Raw genomic sequence first — 14020 nt, forward strand, 5'->3', positions numbered from 1 at the left:
CCTTCCGCTGTATTCTGTAACGAGAGAGAATTATGACGCCGGACCAACGTTTTGCCCGCTGGGTACGTATGGCGATCGCGCTGTTTGCCTTGCTGTTTGCGTACTTCATCGTGGCGGATCTGTTCATGCCGCTGACGCCCCAGGCCCGGGCGATGCGCCAAGTGACCCAGGTGGCTCCCGAATTGGGTGGCCGTGTCGTCGAAGTGGCGGCGACCAACAATATGCATGTACATGCCGGAGACGTACTGTTTCGTCTGGATGCCGAGCCTTACCGCATCGCAGTGGAGAAAGCCGAACTGGCGCTTGAGGAAGCGGCGCAGCAGAACGCCCGGCTCGATGCCTCACTGGCGGCGGCCCGGGCGGATCTGAGCGCGGCGCGTGCCGATGCCGAGGAGCTGGCCCAGGAGAGGCGTCGGGTCGAGAGCCTGCTGAAAAACAACAGTATTTCGCGCCAGCAACACGACAAGATCGTGGCCAGTTACCGCGCCGCCAGGGCCGAGGTCGAAGCGGCCGAAGCCAGCGTTCAAGAACTGGAAGCCCAGCGCGGCGAGAGCGGCGAGGATAATTTGCTGGTGCGCCAGGCACGCAATGCACTGGCCAATGCCCAACTCAACCTGCGCCGCGCCACGGTGCGTGCCGAACACGGCGGAATGGTGAGTAATCTCCAGCTCGAAGAGGGCGCTTATGCCCAGGCGGGCGTGCCGGTAATGGCGCTGGTCGGCGAGTCGCTGGATATCGTCGCCGATTTTCGCGAAAAGAGTCTGCGGCATGTGGATGTCGGAGACCCGGTCCGCGTGGCATTCGATGCCATGCCGGGCCAGGTCTTCACGGCGCAAGTGGCCTCGGTCGATGCCGGGGTGCGCGACGGTCAGCAGCTCGCCAACGGTCAGCTCACCGACATTCCCACCACCGACCGCTGGGTACGCGACGCACAGCGACTGCGCCTGCATGCCGTGCTCGAGGAGACGCTGCCCAAGACACCGGCCACCGGCGCGCGGGTCACGGTGCAGTTGTTACCCGAGGATCATCCTCTTGTCGAGTGGCTTGCCCATGTACAGATTCGGCTGGTGAGCCTGCTGCACTATGTCTACTGAGCCGTCTACTGAGCCTCCATCGTCTACTGACGCATCGCCTGCGGATACGTCATCGAATGAGGCGGTGACACCAAGGCCTGCCCAGGCGGTGCAAGGTCGGCAGCGCCGGATACCCAATCATCTGCGCAGTGCGCTGGGCTGGCTGTTGCGACCGTTGAGCGGTCGCGTCCAGACGGGGCCCGGACTCGACACCAACGGGCTGAGGCAATGCCTGCGTGTCGCCGGAGGGGGAGCGCTGGGGTTTTTGATCAGTCACCTGATGAACTGGAACTACGGGGTTTTCTTCACCATTTTCCCCATGTTCCTGCTGGCTATCCTGCCGACCATCAACGCGCACATCGTTCGTCAGTTCCTCGGCGGGGCGGCCATCAATTGTATTGAAGTGAGTCTGGTGGTCGGGATGTTGAGCCACATGCCGGTCATCATGACGGGCGTGGTCTTCGTGCTGTTCTATACACGTTTCGCCCTGATGGCGCGTGGGCCGATGTTCCTGTTCGGGGCCAACGGCGTGTTGAGCCTGAGCATCATGTTCCACTTTGCCAGCTATCCCAGCGTGGATCTGTACGACCTGCTGGCCAGCAACTTCGTCGCGTCGCTACTCGCGGTGGTGATCGCCCTGTTGATGTATCGACTGTTTCCCGACGTGGCGCCGCGCACGCCCCCCGCGCGCCCGCCCAAGTCGTCGCGACAGATACGCCATGAAACGCTGCTCGGCGCGATCATGGCAACGCTCTCCTTCTTGGTGTTCCAGGTCTTCGATTTGCGTGATTCGCTGTCGGCCCAGATGGCGACGATCCTGATCCTGTTCGCGCTGAACTATCCGGGTATACGGGTCTCGGCCCGCAAGCGCATCATTGGTACGCTGCTGGGGTGCAACATGGGGCTGATCATGCAGTTGCTGCTCTTCACCTACGCCGACAATCTGCTGCTGGTGCTGATCATGTACTGGATCGGCCTGATGTTGTTTGCCCGGGCGCACGTGCTGGAAGGGGGGGCCTCGGGCATCGGCTTCGGTGGGGTATCCACACTGGGTATCCTGTTCGGCCAGTATCTATCGCCTAATCAGGATCTGGTCTATAGCGCCCTGTATCGCTTCTCGTCGATGGCAGTCGCACTGGTGGTCGGCCTGGTCGTGATGGCTGGCGTGCATGCGCTGCTCAATCGCTTCGAAGCGACGCGAAGCGATCTGGCCGCCAGCTGACGCGAAGGGCGCATAGCCAAGACGCTTGTGTCTAGGAGGCCAGCTGGGCCTGGGTCTCCGTGGCTCCCATGGCCGCTGCGAGGTCATGAGCCGTCATGCCACGGCTATCTCTGATACTTTTATCGGCCCCTTGGGCGAGAAGGTAGTCGACGATTTCCGTGCGGTTGAACATGGCGGCGAACATCAGCGCCGTCTTGCCATCGGGTGAAGCACCCTCGACATTCGCACCGTGCTCCAGCAGCAACTGGATCATGGGCAAATTACCCTTGAAGGCGGCACCTTCAAGCGGGCTCTGGCCATTATCGTTACGCAACTCGGGGTCGGCACCATGACTCAGCAGTACCCGCGTCGTCTCGAGGTGGCCGTGGTAGCTGGCGAGCATCACCAGACTGTCGCCCTTGTGATTGCGCAAGTTGGCGGGTAGGCCCTGCTCCAGCAATTCGCTGATTTCTACCGTTTCACCGCGGCGGATGCTGTCGAACACACCATTGGCGAAATTGATGATTTCCTCATCCATCTCCGGCTTTGCCGAGGTGGATTCACTGCTCGTTCGTTCCGTCATCGCAGGCTCCCTGTCGGGTGGTGTGAGCTGTCGCTTCAAGGCTTGGGTAAGCTCCAGGATAGCCGAGAAGCGCGTTGTGGATAGACGTGGTATGGCGCTGGGCGCGCATGCCGCCTTTAGCCGTTTCGCTGAGATTACCTTGTCTGCTGGAAGCAGTCGGGTCAATTAAGTATTACCTATGGTGACAATAACCCGGTAATACGACTATCAAGGCTGCTACGCTATTTCATATCGCCAGACAATCCGGGAGAGTGCGCCATGCATGTGATTATCGATTTATGTGTCGTGCCGCTGGGGGTAGGGGTTTCTGTGTCATCCTACATCTGCGAGTGTGAAAGGATTATCGATGCGGCAGGGCTCGAACACCGCCTGCATGCCTTCGGCACCAATATCGAAGGACCGTGGGACGAGGTGATGGCGGTGGTCAAGCAGTGCCATGAGGCGGTGCACGCCATGGGCGCGCCGCGCATTACCACGACGCTCCACATCGGCACGCGTACCGACGCCGAATCCTCCATCGCCGGTCGCATCGACCGTGTTCAAGCGCTGCTCGACGAGGGCTAACTCGATCTGCGAGGCCGCCAACCGTAGGCCAAGGTCGACGGCCATCGATCGTAAGGTTGCAGTCGGGGTGAGGCTGCTTGTTAGCGTGTCAGCGGCACTGAATGGTCCAGACGGCCTTGTAGGCTTCACCCTCTTGAGAAAGAGTACTGAGTTCCGTGTCTTCGTCGATCGTGGCCCCCTCCAACTGTTGCTCGGCGTCTTGCGCGCTGGCCGAGTCGGGACGGTACAGGTGCTGCTCGGTGATTTCGAACGAGTCCTGATCCTGTTCCTCGCATTGCTCAAGCGCGCGCTCCTTGGCGGCGGCAAGCGCTTCATCACGATCGTCGCCGAGACCGGTGACGACATAGTCGGTAGGACGTTTTTCCAGTGAGCTGCTGTCGCTGGCACAACCGACCAGGGTCAACGAAGCGATGGCGGCCAGGCCGAAAGCCAGTGGGCGACAGATACGATGGGGTGAGGTCATTGCAAGACTCCTTTCCGGGGGGTAGGTGGGCGTCCGCAGGGCGGTGCCATCTCAATGGCGGTATCATCCTGATACCGCAAGATACATGCTACCGAGCTGAAAATGCAGGTGTTATTCGATCAGCCGGATCGTAGCATGCACTCCTTCTTATAGTCCTCTCTGTCTGGCTCCGCAAGCGTGTTGGCAGAGCGACATTACTGTCTGTTATCTGCGACATCGGCGCAAGCCAATGCATGGCCGATGCTATCCATTCCGGTTGACGTTCAGGTATCGTGACCGGGCTGGTACAGACAGGTAAAGCTGCGCATACTCGCGGATATTCTCTTTTCGAGACGAACCGAGGGCAACGATGGCAAGCCAAAAGACCATGAACGCACGTGCCTGGCTGGAAACCCTGGTGGCGATGCCGACCGTCTCGCAGGATTCCAACCTGGTGATGATCGACGCCATGCAGAATTGGCTGGAGGCCCGAGGGGTGCGCTGCTGGCGGATTCCCGACGATGGCGGGGCCAAGGCCAACCTGCTGGCGATGATCGGGCCGGAGGTGCCGGGCGGCGTGGTACTGTCGGGACATACCGATGTGGTCCCGGTGACAGGGCAGCCGTGGACAAGCGATCCGTTTCAGTTGGTCGAGCGCGACGGGCGGCTCCATGGCCGCGGCAGTGCCGACATGAAGGGCTTCATCGCCTGCGCACTGGCGGCGGTGCCGGATATGCTGGCGGCCAAGCTCACGCGCCCGATCATGCTGGCCTTCTCCTACGACGAGGAAATCGGCTGCCTGGGTGCGCCGCGGCTGATCGAAAGGCTGCGTGACACCCTGCCGGCCCCCAGCGCCGTGATCGTCGGTGAGCCGACCCTGATGCAGGTGGTGAACGCCCACAAGGGCATCACCGACATGCGGACCACGATCACCGGGCGCGCGGCCCATTCCAGCCAAGTCGGCCAGGGCGTCAGCGCCATTCATATCGCCGCCCAGCTGATTACCTTCATCGAGAACCGCATGCAGGAGCGGATTCGTCATGCGATGCTCGATCACCGCTTCGACGTGCCGCATGCCAGCTACCATGTCGGTAGCGTGCACGGCGGCATCGCCACCAACGTGACGGCGCGCGAGTGCCACTTCGAGTGGGAGATCCGCCATCTTCCCGGCGAGGATGTCGAGGCCATGCTCGGCGAAGTCGACGCCTTTGCCGAGGAACTGATCGCGCCGTATCGCCCACGGGCGCCCGAGGCGAGCATCGTCACCGAGCGTCTGATGGATACCGTGCCGGCACTGGGCGATGGGGAGCGCGAACCGGCATTGGCGCTGTGCCGTGAGCTGCTGGGTGAACAGGTGCCCCAGGCGGTGGCCTATACCACCGAAGCGGGACAGTTCCAGGCCGAGGGCTGGCCAACCGTGGTGTGTGGTCCGGGCTCGATCCGCGTGGCCCACCAGCCCGACGAATATCTCGAGATCGAGCAGTTGGCAGCCTGCGAGGCGTTCATGCAACGCTTGGTGGCGCATCTTGCGCATTAGTCATCCATTCGCCGCTTGCAGCCAGCAAGTGTGCGGTCAGTGCCTCGAGAATTTCACCGCCGTGACGCCAGTGGTGCCAGTAGAGTGGAACATCGATGTAACTGCTCGGGTCCAGATCGACCAGGCGCCCCTCGGCGAGTTCGCGTACAACCTGACGTTCAGGGATTAACCCGTAGCCCATGCCCGCCAGCGCGAGATGCACGAAGCCTTCCGACGACGGACACAGGTGGTGCGGGAAAGGCTCGCGAAAGCCGCGCATCTCCAGGTAGCGATGCTGCAGCCGGTCATCCGGGCCGAAGACGATGGCAGGCGCCTGGCGCAGGGCCTGGTGATTCAGGCCGTCGGGAAAATGCCGCGCCACATAGGCGGGGCTGGCCAGGGCGCGATAGCGCATGCTGCCCAGCGCATGGGCGCGCGCCCCCTGCACCGGACGCGAGGTGGCGCAGATACAGCCAGCGACTTCACCGTCGCGCATGCGCTTGAGCGCAACGTCCTGATCCTCCACGACCAGGTCCAGCAGCACGCCTTGGCGCTGGCAGAACTCTCCCGTGGTCTGCGACCACCAGGTCGCCAGGCTGTCGGCATTCAGGGCCAAGCGTAGACGCTGCTCGCGCGTTCCCAGTGCGGGGATCTGATCCAGCAGGTCGTATTCCAGCAGCCTGACCTGCTGTACGTGGTTGAGCAGACGTCGGCCCAGCGGCGTCGGGGCGAGCTTGGGAGCACGCACGAGTACCGGCTGGCCAAGGCGGGCTTCGAGCAGCTTGATGCGCTGGGAAATGGCGGACTGGGTGAGCCCGATGTATTTCGCGCCTCGCTCGAATCCCCCCTGATCGATCACCACCGCAAGTGCCTCGAGGAGTTTGTAGTCAAGCATCAGATTTGTTAATTACCTATCTCTTCAATTAATTTCACTTATTCCCTAGTCAAGCTTACTCTGCCATCTCCTTGCAACTCCGGTATCACAAAACGGAATGGCACCACGAAACGGGGGAAGGCATGTGGAGCTCGGCTATTCAGGGCGCGGTGACCGGGGCCGGTCTGATTATCGCCATCGGGGCGCAGAACGCCTTCGTGCTGGGGCAGGGGCTGCGCCGGGAATATCCCTGGACGGTTGCGGCACTCTGCGCGCTCTGCGACTGGCTGCTGATCGGCCTGGGCGTGCTGGGGCTGGGACGGCTGATCGCCAGCCACGAGGGGCTGATGTTGCTGGCCCGGCTGGGGGGGGCGGCGTTTCTGCTGTGGCAGGCAGGCCAGGCGCTGCGCCGCCTGCCTCGCCGCGGCGGTCTGGCCGCTAGCCAGGTGCGCTCGGGGTCGCGCCACCGGGTCGTACTGGCCACGCTGGGGGTGACGCTGCTCAATCCGCAGGTCTACCTCGACACGCTGATCATGCTGGGTGCGATCGGGGCGGCCCAGGCCAGCCCGCTGGGCTTCTATCTTGGCGCGGCCAGTGCCTCTTTCGGCTGGTTCTTCGGGCTCGTTGCGGCTGCCGGCTGGCTGGCATCGCGCCTGGCCAATCCCTGGGTATGGCGAATCATCGATGCCTGCATCGCAACGCTGCTGATTCTGGTCGCCTGGCGTCTGCTGGTGGGAGATGTCGCGGCTTTTCCAGCGTGATCAGCCGATATGCACCTGACCCTCGGCATAGCGGATGCCGCGCTGACGTCGCGTGGCGATGAAATAGCCCAGCGTGATCGGGCCGGTGCGGCCCAGCAGCATGGTGACGATCAGCACCAGTTGGCCGGGCAGGGACATCTCTCCGGTAATGCCGCGTGACAGCCCCACGGTACCGAAGGCGGAGACCGTCTCGAAGGCGAGATCGAGAAACGCCTTGTCGGGTTCGGTAAGGGTCAGGGCGAACAGACTGGTGAAAATCAGCAGCATGCCGGCCAGCGCCACGGCCACCGCCTTGAGTACCGTTTCCTCGGGTATCGCACGGCCCAGTGCGGCGGGCTGGGCGCTGCCGCGCAGAAAGGCTCGGGCCACCAGAAACAGGATCACGAAGGTAGTGACCTTGATACCGCTGGCCGTCGAGCCCGGGCCGGCACCGATGAACATCAATAACATGGTCAGTAGTGTCGAGGGTGCCGTCAATGCGCCGGTATCCACGGTATTGAAGCCGGCAGAACGTGGCGTGACGGCCTGGAACCAGGCAGCCTGTAGCCGCGCGCCGATGCCGTCCAGCCCGCCCAGGGTGGCGGGGTTACGCCATTCGAGCAGCAACAGGGCGACCATCGACACCCCGATCAGAGCCAGCGTCGTGCGCAGCACGAGGCGGGCATGCAGCGAGAGGCCTGCCTGTCTGCGCCGCCCGATGAGTTCGGCGATCACCACGAATCCCAGGCCGCCGGTGATGAACAGCACGCTGATCACGCCATTGACCAATGGATTGGCGACGTCGGATGCCAGGCTGTCGGGCCAGGTCGAGAATCCGGCATTGTTGAACGCCGAAATGGCATGGAACACGCTGAACCAGGCTCCTTTCAGCGGCCCGTATTCGGGTACCCAACTGATGGCCAGTAACAGTGCGCCGCATGTCTCGGCGATCAGAGCGAAAAGAATGATCAGACGCACCAGGTGGACCAGATCCTTGAAGGAGGTGTGGCTCAGGCTTTCGCGCAGCAGTTTCTGCTGCTGAAGTGGCAGGCGCATGCCCAGCAGCAGCAGAGTCAGGGCGGTGAAGGTCATGAAGCCGAGGCCGCCAAGCTGGATGAGGCTCAGCACCACGATCTGCCCGAACAGGGTGAGCCCCGAGGTATCGATGATGGTCAGGCCGGTGACGGTCACGGCGGATGTGGCCGTAAAAAGCGCCTCGTTCCAGGCCAAGGGGGTGTAGGCGGCAATAGGCAGATGCAGCAGCAGGGTACCGACGGCGCTAAGCAGAGCAAAGCCGAGCAGCAGCAGTTCGGGGGGCGAAAAGCGAATCACGCCTCCATGGGGAAGGTGCCGGAAGGGGCGGGCAAGACGTTGGCGGAGCCTCATGGTGACGGGAGATCTCTCTTGGCTGGGCTTGAGTGACTGGACTTAAAGTTTCTTTCCCAACGAGCGTAGGTCGTCCAGGTCGCCGATCAGGATCAGGTTGTCCTGTTCCTGTAGCCGGGTGTTCGCATCGGGGGATGACAGCAGCTCATGGCCGCGCTTGATGGCGATCAGCGACATGTGGTCGCTGTCCAGGTCAAGGTCGGCCACCGTGGCACACTGCTCGCAGAGGTGCCGGGTGACCTGCAGGTCCACGACGAAATGGCGATCGCCCAGATCGATGAAATCCACCAGCGCGTGGTAGTGCAGGCTTTCCGCCACGCGGATGCCCGCGTCGTGCTCGGGATAGATGACACGATCGGCGCCCAGATGATCGAGCAAACGATAATGCGTATCCGAATGGGCCTTGACCCAGACTTCGCGGGCCCCTTGCTCACGCGCCAGCAGGGTGCAGGTCATGCTGGCCTCGAGATTGTCGTCCACAGCAATGATGACGGCGTCGTATTCTTCCAGGGAAAGTTCAGCAAGCGCCTGCTCATTGGTAATATCGGCGACCAGCGCATGGCTGAGCTGGTCGGCCAGCGTGTTGACCCGTTCCTCGTCGTGATCGACACCCAGCACCTGATTGCCGCGACGCCGGAGTTCCTGGGCGACGGTCACCCCGAAGTAGCCTAGCCCCAGAATGGCGAACTGACGTGACATCTGCGTTCCTCCTGCCCGTGTCCTTGCGCCCGCATCCACGCCGTTTGGGAGTGGCCCGGCGAGCCATGGTCCTGTCACCATACGGTTCGGCTGCGCTGCTGTCACGCTGGGGCGTATCGAGTCTGCACTACGCGACGGAGAACGCGCCATACCGGAGCGTCCGGCACGCATTCGCGAACCGTCGCCGGAAACGGGTAGAATCGCCGCGTGGGCAATGCTGCGTATTGCGTTGCATGAACCACCCTCATCCTTCGTTAGGTGCACCATGACAGCAAGACAGCAACCCAAGAATCTGTGGATCGGCCGCTGGGGGTTCATCCTCGCCGCCACCGGCTCGGCCGTGGGGCTGGGCAATATCTGGAAGTTTCCCTACATGACCGGCGAGTACGGTGGCGGCGCCTTCGTGCTGGTCTATCTGGCCTGTATTCTCGCCATCGGTATCCCGATCATGATGACCGAGATCGCCTTCGGTCGGCGCGGTCGGGGCAGCCCGATCGACGCCGTGCGCCGCGTGGCCCAGGAATCCGGCAGTAGCCGCGTCTGGTCGCTGATCGGCTGGATGTCGATGCTGGCGGGGTTCATGATCCTGTCGTTCTACGTGGTCGTGGCCGGCTGGGCGGTCTCCTATCTATGGAAGGCGCTCAGTGGCGGGCTCGACGGCAACAGCGTCGAGGAGATGGCGGCGATCTTCGGCGCCAACAACGCCAATCCGTGGAATCTGGGCTTCTGGAGCACGCTGGTGACCATCGTGACCATGGTCATCGTCGGTAAGGGCGTGCAGGAGGGCATCGAGAAGAACGTACGCTGGATGATGCCGGGAATGGTCATCATGCTGGCGATCATGATCGTCTACGCCATGTTCTCGGGCGGCTTCGGCGCGGCGGTCGATTTCCTGTTCTCCTTCGAGATCGGCAAGCTTTCCAGCGAGGGGCTGCTCGCCGCCATGGGCCACGCCTTTTTCACCCTGTCGCTGGCGGCGGGGGCGATCATGGCGTATGGCTCCTATCTGCCGGACAACACGTCCATCGCGCGAACCACCTTCACCGTGGCGATCTGTGACACGCTCATCGCGTTGATGGCCGGCCTGGCGATCTTCCCGATCATCTTCGCCAACGGCATGGACCCCGCCAGCGGACCGGGACTGATCTTCATGAGCCTGCCGCTGGCGTTCCAGCAGATGCCGATGGACACGCTGCTCGAAGTGATCTTCTTCATCATGCTGACCGTGGCGGCGCTGACCTCGGCGATCTCCATGATCGAGGCCACCGTGGCCTGGCTGACCGAAAGCAAGGGCATGACGCGCAAGAACGCCTCCTGGGCGACCGGCATCGTGCTATGGCTGGTCAGCACTCTGGCGATGCTGTCCTTCAATCTCGGCGCCGACTGGACGCTGGCGGGCAAGACCTTCTTCGACTGGCTGGACTATCTGACGTCGCGCTGGATGATGCCGCTGGGCGGTCTGGGCATGGCGATTCTGGCGGGCTTCGTGCTCAACAACGAGATCTTCCGCTCGGAGCTGGGACTGTCACACAAACCCTATGCGCTGTGGCTGTTCATGGTGCGTTACGTAAGCCCGCTGGGCATCGTGCTGATCTTCATCGATGCGCTGGGCCTGATGTCTCTCGACATGGGCACCCAGTGGCCGTGGTTCGTCGCGGTGCTGATTCTGATCACGCTGGTTGGCGAGTGGTTCAGCCCGCGTCTGCGGCGTTCGCCGGCGAGCTAATCGGCTGGCTCCGGTCCTGGCTTGGCCGGGCATTTGCCGTAGCGCAGCAAAAGCTCCGTATCATTCGATGCGGGGCTTTTGCTGTTTTAAAGCCGGCTGTTTTTAAGCCTGTAGTTGTGCCATTGCCGCTGAGGTGACGGCCCGGCGTTACTCGATTTCCCAACTCACGTTGACCCCGGCATCGATGCTGATCTCGCCGGGACGATATTCCGGTACGGAACGGGAGTCCGCGGCTTCGCCGCGCATCGACATCATCTTGGGCATGAAGATGGGCGCATTGGTCTCCTGGATGCTGCTGACCTGGCCCAACTGAACGTTCATGGTCCGAGCCATCAATTGAGCCTTGTGCTTGGCGCGCTCCAGCGCCTGGGTCAGGGCCTGGTCTGTGGCGCTATCACGGTCCTTGAGATCATATTCCACGCCGTCCAGTGCATTGACGCCAGCCTCGGTCAATGCCTCCAGAATGGCAGGCAACCGGGTAAGGTCGTGAATCGTCAGCGCCACGGGGCGTTCGATCTGAGTGCGCACCCAGGGCTCTGCGTCCTGGTTGTCACGCCCGGAGCGCTGCACGTATTCGGGATGAATGTTGAGCGAGCCGGCACGAATCGCCTCTGAATCCACGCCATTGCTTTCGAGAGTGCGGATCAGCTCGCCGGTGCGCTGTTCGAGGCGCTCACGAGCCTCCCGCAGTGTCTGCGGGTCGGCAGTGGCCTCTTCGCGCTGGGCAATGGCCGGCGTACGCTCCCACAGGCGTGCATTCAGGGTAGCCATGTCGGGAACCACCTCCAGGGTCGCCTGCGCCTGGACATGGAGACGCGATGCTTCCGGCGAGGCGGGTTGTTGCGCCATGGCCGGTGTCGCGTAGCAGACGATGCCCAGACACAGGGCGGCGAGAGCAGTGCGGGCGAGCGGGTAGCGTCGTGATAGGGACGTGTGTGGCATGAGCGGCATGATGATCTCCTTGCGATCAGGCTCAGGGGAATGCGGCCAACCAAACGGCCTGAAGGGCCATGCTATCCTGTCGGCTTTATCTGCGGCGAGGCAATTTCATGCATGCCGTCATGTTTCAGGGCCTATAGTGCTGTATGCAGGTGACAGCCGGCTAGTCCGGCACGCTTTACAGATTTTTTTCACAATTTGCGGCTAAGGGGGTAAGCATTGATGTCAGCCCGCCATTACGACGTCATCATCATTGGTACCGGGCCAGCAGGAGAGAGCGCAGCGATCAATGCGGCCAAGCACGGCAAGCGGGTGGCCGTTATCGAGAAGCAGCCGGTCGTTGGGGGCAACTGTACCCACTGGGGTACGATTCCCTCCAAGGCGCTGCGGCATCAGGTCAAGCAGATCCTGCAGTTCAATACCAACCGCATGTTCCGTGATATCGGCGAGCCGCGCATGTTCTCCTTTCCTCGGGTGATGGAGCGTTCACGGGTAACGATCGATCAGCAGGTCGAGATGCGCACCACCTTTTATTCGCGCAATCGCATCGACCTTTTCTTCGGAACGGCTCGCTTCAAGGATGAGCACACCTTGGCCATTCGCGGCCGTCATGAGGGTACCGAAGAGCTGTGTGCCCAGAAGATCGTGATTGCTACGGGATCGCGCCCGTACCGACCTGCGGACATCAACTTTCGTCATCCCCGCATCTACTGCTCCGACTCCATTCTCGGCCTCTCGCATACGCCGCGTACCATGATCATTTTCGGTGCCGGTGTCATCGGCTCGGAGTACGCTTCTATCTTCTCGGGGCTCGGGGTCAAGGTAGACTTGATCGACATGCGTGAGCGGCTGCTTTCCTTTCTGGATGCCGAGATCAGCGATGCACTCTCCTATCACCTTCGTCAGCATGGCGTCCTAATTCGCCACAATGAAGATTATGAGAAGGTGGAGGGCGACGAGTCGGGGGTCGTGGTGCACCTGAAATCCGGCAAGAAGCTGCGTGCCGATGCCTTCCTGTGGGCCAATGGCCGTACCGGCAATACCGACGAGCTGGGACTGGACAATATCGGCCTGGAGCCCAATGGCCGAGGACAACTTCAAGTTGACGAACACTATCGTACCGCGACTCCCCATGTCTACGCGGTAGGGGATGTGATCGGATGGCCGAGCCTGGCGAGCGCCGCCTACGATCAGGGGCGGAATGCCAGCAATGAGTTGCTTGATGAGGAGTTCCGCTTCGTAAACAACATCCCCACCGGGATCTACACCATTCCCGAGATCAGTTCGGTCGGCAAGAACGAGGCAGAGCTCACGCAGGCCAGGGTTCCCTACGAAGTCGCGCGAGCCTTCTTCAAGGACACTGCGCGTGCCCAGATCACTGGCGATACCGTGGGGATGCTGAAGATCCTCTTTCACCGAGACAGCCTGGAAATCCTGGGTATCCATTGCTTCGGCGACCAGGCCTCGGAAATCGTGCACATCGGCCAGGCGGTAATGCTGCAGCAGGGCGAGGCCAACAGCCTGAAGTATTTCATCAATACGACGTTCAATTATCCCACCATGGCAGAAGCCTACCGGGTGGCGGCGCAGAATGGCCTCAATAGGCTTTTCTAATGGGTAAGGAGGCCTGGCCGATCAGTAATCGATGCCTCTTCGCGCCTGAACGCCGACGTTGAAGGCATGCTTGACCTCCTGCATCTCGGTGACGGTATCGGCCATGGCAATGAGCTCGCGGTGGGCGTTGCGCCCGGTGACGATCACCGTCTGCTCGGCGGGGCGATTGCGCAGGGCGAGCGCGACGGTGTCGATATTCAGGTAGCCGAACTTGAGCATGTAGGTGATCTCGTCGAGTACCACCAGATAGACGTCTTCATCGGCCAGTAGGCGTTCGGCCTGTTGCCATACGGCTTGGCAGGCGGCGGTGTCGGCCGCGCGATCCTGGGTGTCCCAGGTAAAGCCAGTGGCCATGATATGCACGTCGAGATTGGCATCGTCGATCAGCCGTTCGCGCTCGCCGCACTCCCAGAGCCCCTTGATGAACTGCACCACGCCCACCTTGTAGCCATAGCCCAAGGCGCGGGTCACGGTACCCCAGGCCGCAGTGGTCTTGCCCTTGCCGTTGCCGGTGAAGACCAGCAACTGACCGCGCTGCTCCTGGGCGGCGGCGACTTTCTCGTCGACGTGGGATTTTAGTTTCTGCATCGACTGCTTGTGGCGGCGGTCACGGTCGTCGTTCATCGAGGGCTCCTGAGGAAGTGGCGAAGTATGGCAAAGGGC

Annotated in this window: 14 protein-coding genes; 7 read left to right on the forward strand and 7 right to left on the reverse strand. The window is 62.0% G+C overall.

Annotated elements, in window-relative coordinates; genetic code table 11:
• Window positions 1–32: 32 nt before the first annotated feature.
• Window positions 33–1094, forward strand: a complete 1062-nt coding sequence (locus ACW4DH_RS16405) for an HlyD family secretion protein (protein WP_459637484.1) — start codon at window positions 33–35, stop codon at window positions 1092–1094.
• A gap of 133 nt (window positions 1095–1227) precedes the next feature.
• Entirely contained in the window at window positions 1228–2295 is a 1068-nt protein-coding gene (locus ACW4DH_RS16410; RefSeq protein WP_459637543.1) for a DUF2955 domain-containing protein, read from the forward strand.
• Window positions 2296–2326: 31 nt separating this feature from the next.
• Here the strand turns inward: ACW4DH_RS16410 and ACW4DH_RS16415 are convergent, their stop codons facing one another.
• Window positions 2327–2857, reverse strand: a complete 531-nt coding sequence (locus ACW4DH_RS16415) for an ankyrin repeat domain-containing protein (protein WP_459637485.1) — start codon at window positions 2855–2857, stop codon at window positions 2327–2329.
• Window positions 2858–3115: 258 nt separating this feature from the next.
• On the opposite strand from ACW4DH_RS16415, the gene ACW4DH_RS16420 reads away from it, so the two are divergent.
• Entirely contained in the window at window positions 3116–3421 is a 306-nt protein-coding gene (locus ACW4DH_RS16420) for an MTH1187 family thiamine-binding protein (RefSeq protein WP_459637486.1), read from the forward strand.
• An 88-nt stretch (window positions 3422–3509) separates the two neighbouring features.
• Here ACW4DH_RS16420 and ACW4DH_RS16425 read toward each other — a convergent pair whose 3' ends face one another.
• The gene (locus tag ACW4DH_RS16425) at window positions 3510–3884 is read right to left on the reverse strand and encodes a hypothetical protein (RefSeq protein WP_459637487.1); all 375 of its coding nucleotides are present in this window, start codon (window positions 3882–3884) and stop codon (window positions 3510–3512) included.
• A 349-nt stretch (window positions 3885–4233) separates the two neighbouring features.
• Here ACW4DH_RS16425 and argE point away from each other — a divergent pair, with 349 nt between their 5' ends.
• On the forward strand, window positions 4234–5400 hold the full coding sequence (gene argE / locus ACW4DH_RS16430) for an acetylornithine deacetylase (RefSeq protein ID WP_459637488.1): 1167 nt from the start codon (window positions 4234–4236) through the stop codon (window positions 5398–5400).
• Here the strand turns inward: argE and ACW4DH_RS16435 are convergent.
• Complete coding sequence (locus ACW4DH_RS16435; protein ID WP_459637489.1) at window positions 5366–6274, reverse strand: LysR family transcriptional regulator ArgP; 909 nt, start codon at window positions 6272–6274, stop codon at window positions 5366–5368. The genes argE and ACW4DH_RS16435 overlap by 35 nt on opposite strands.
• Before the next feature lie 122 nt (window positions 6275–6396).
• Between ACW4DH_RS16435 and ACW4DH_RS16440 the strand changes: the two genes are divergently transcribed.
• Window positions 6397–7014 carry a LysE/ArgO family amino acid transporter gene (locus ACW4DH_RS16440; protein WP_459637490.1) on the forward strand — a complete coding sequence of 206 codons (618 nt, stop codon included), beginning with the start codon at window positions 6397–6399 and terminating at the stop codon, window positions 7012–7014.
• Here the strand turns inward: ACW4DH_RS16440 and ACW4DH_RS16445 are convergent, their stop codons facing one another.
• On the reverse strand, window positions 7015–8379 hold the full coding sequence (locus ACW4DH_RS16445) for a TrkH family potassium uptake protein (protein ID WP_459637491.1): 1365 nt from the start codon (window positions 8377–8379) through the stop codon (window positions 7015–7017). It abuts the gene before it with no gap.
• A gap of 42 nt (window positions 8380–8421) precedes the next feature.
• Window positions 8422–9078: a potassium channel family protein gene (locus ACW4DH_RS16450; protein ID WP_459637492.1), complete on the reverse strand. Its 657-nt coding sequence runs from the start codon at window positions 9076–9078 to the stop codon at window positions 8422–8424.
• A gap of 265 nt (window positions 9079–9343) precedes the next feature.
• On the opposite strand from ACW4DH_RS16450, the gene ACW4DH_RS16455 reads away from it, so the two are divergent.
• The gene (locus ACW4DH_RS16455; protein ID WP_459637493.1) at window positions 9344–10804 is read left to right on the forward strand and encodes a sodium-dependent transporter; all 1461 of its coding nucleotides are present in this window, start codon (window positions 9344–9346) and stop codon (window positions 10802–10804) included.
• Between the two features lie 147 nt (window positions 10805–10951).
• Here ACW4DH_RS16455 and ACW4DH_RS16460 read toward each other — a convergent pair whose 3' ends face one another.
• A complete protein-coding gene (locus ACW4DH_RS16460) occupies window positions 10952–11746 on the reverse strand; it encodes an SIMPL domain-containing protein (protein WP_459637494.1) in 795 nt (264 codons plus the stop codon).
• Between the two features lie 219 nt (window positions 11747–11965).
• Here ACW4DH_RS16460 and sthA point away from each other — a divergent pair, with 219 nt between their 5' ends.
• Window positions 11966–13357: a Si-specific NAD(P)(+) transhydrogenase gene (gene sthA / locus ACW4DH_RS16465; RefSeq protein ID WP_459637495.1), complete on the forward strand. Its 1392-nt coding sequence runs from the start codon at window positions 11966–11968 to the stop codon at window positions 13355–13357.
• A 21-nt stretch (window positions 13358–13378) separates the two neighbouring features.
• Here sthA and cobO read toward each other — a convergent pair whose 3' ends face one another.
• A complete protein-coding gene (gene cobO, locus ACW4DH_RS16470; protein ID WP_459637496.1) occupies window positions 13379–13981 on the reverse strand; it encodes a cob(I)yrinic acid a,c-diamide adenosyltransferase in 603 nt (200 codons plus the stop codon).
• Window positions 13982–14020 lie beyond the last annotated feature (39 nt).

The sequence above is a fragment of the Halomonas sp. WWR20 genome (assembly GCF_054602495.1).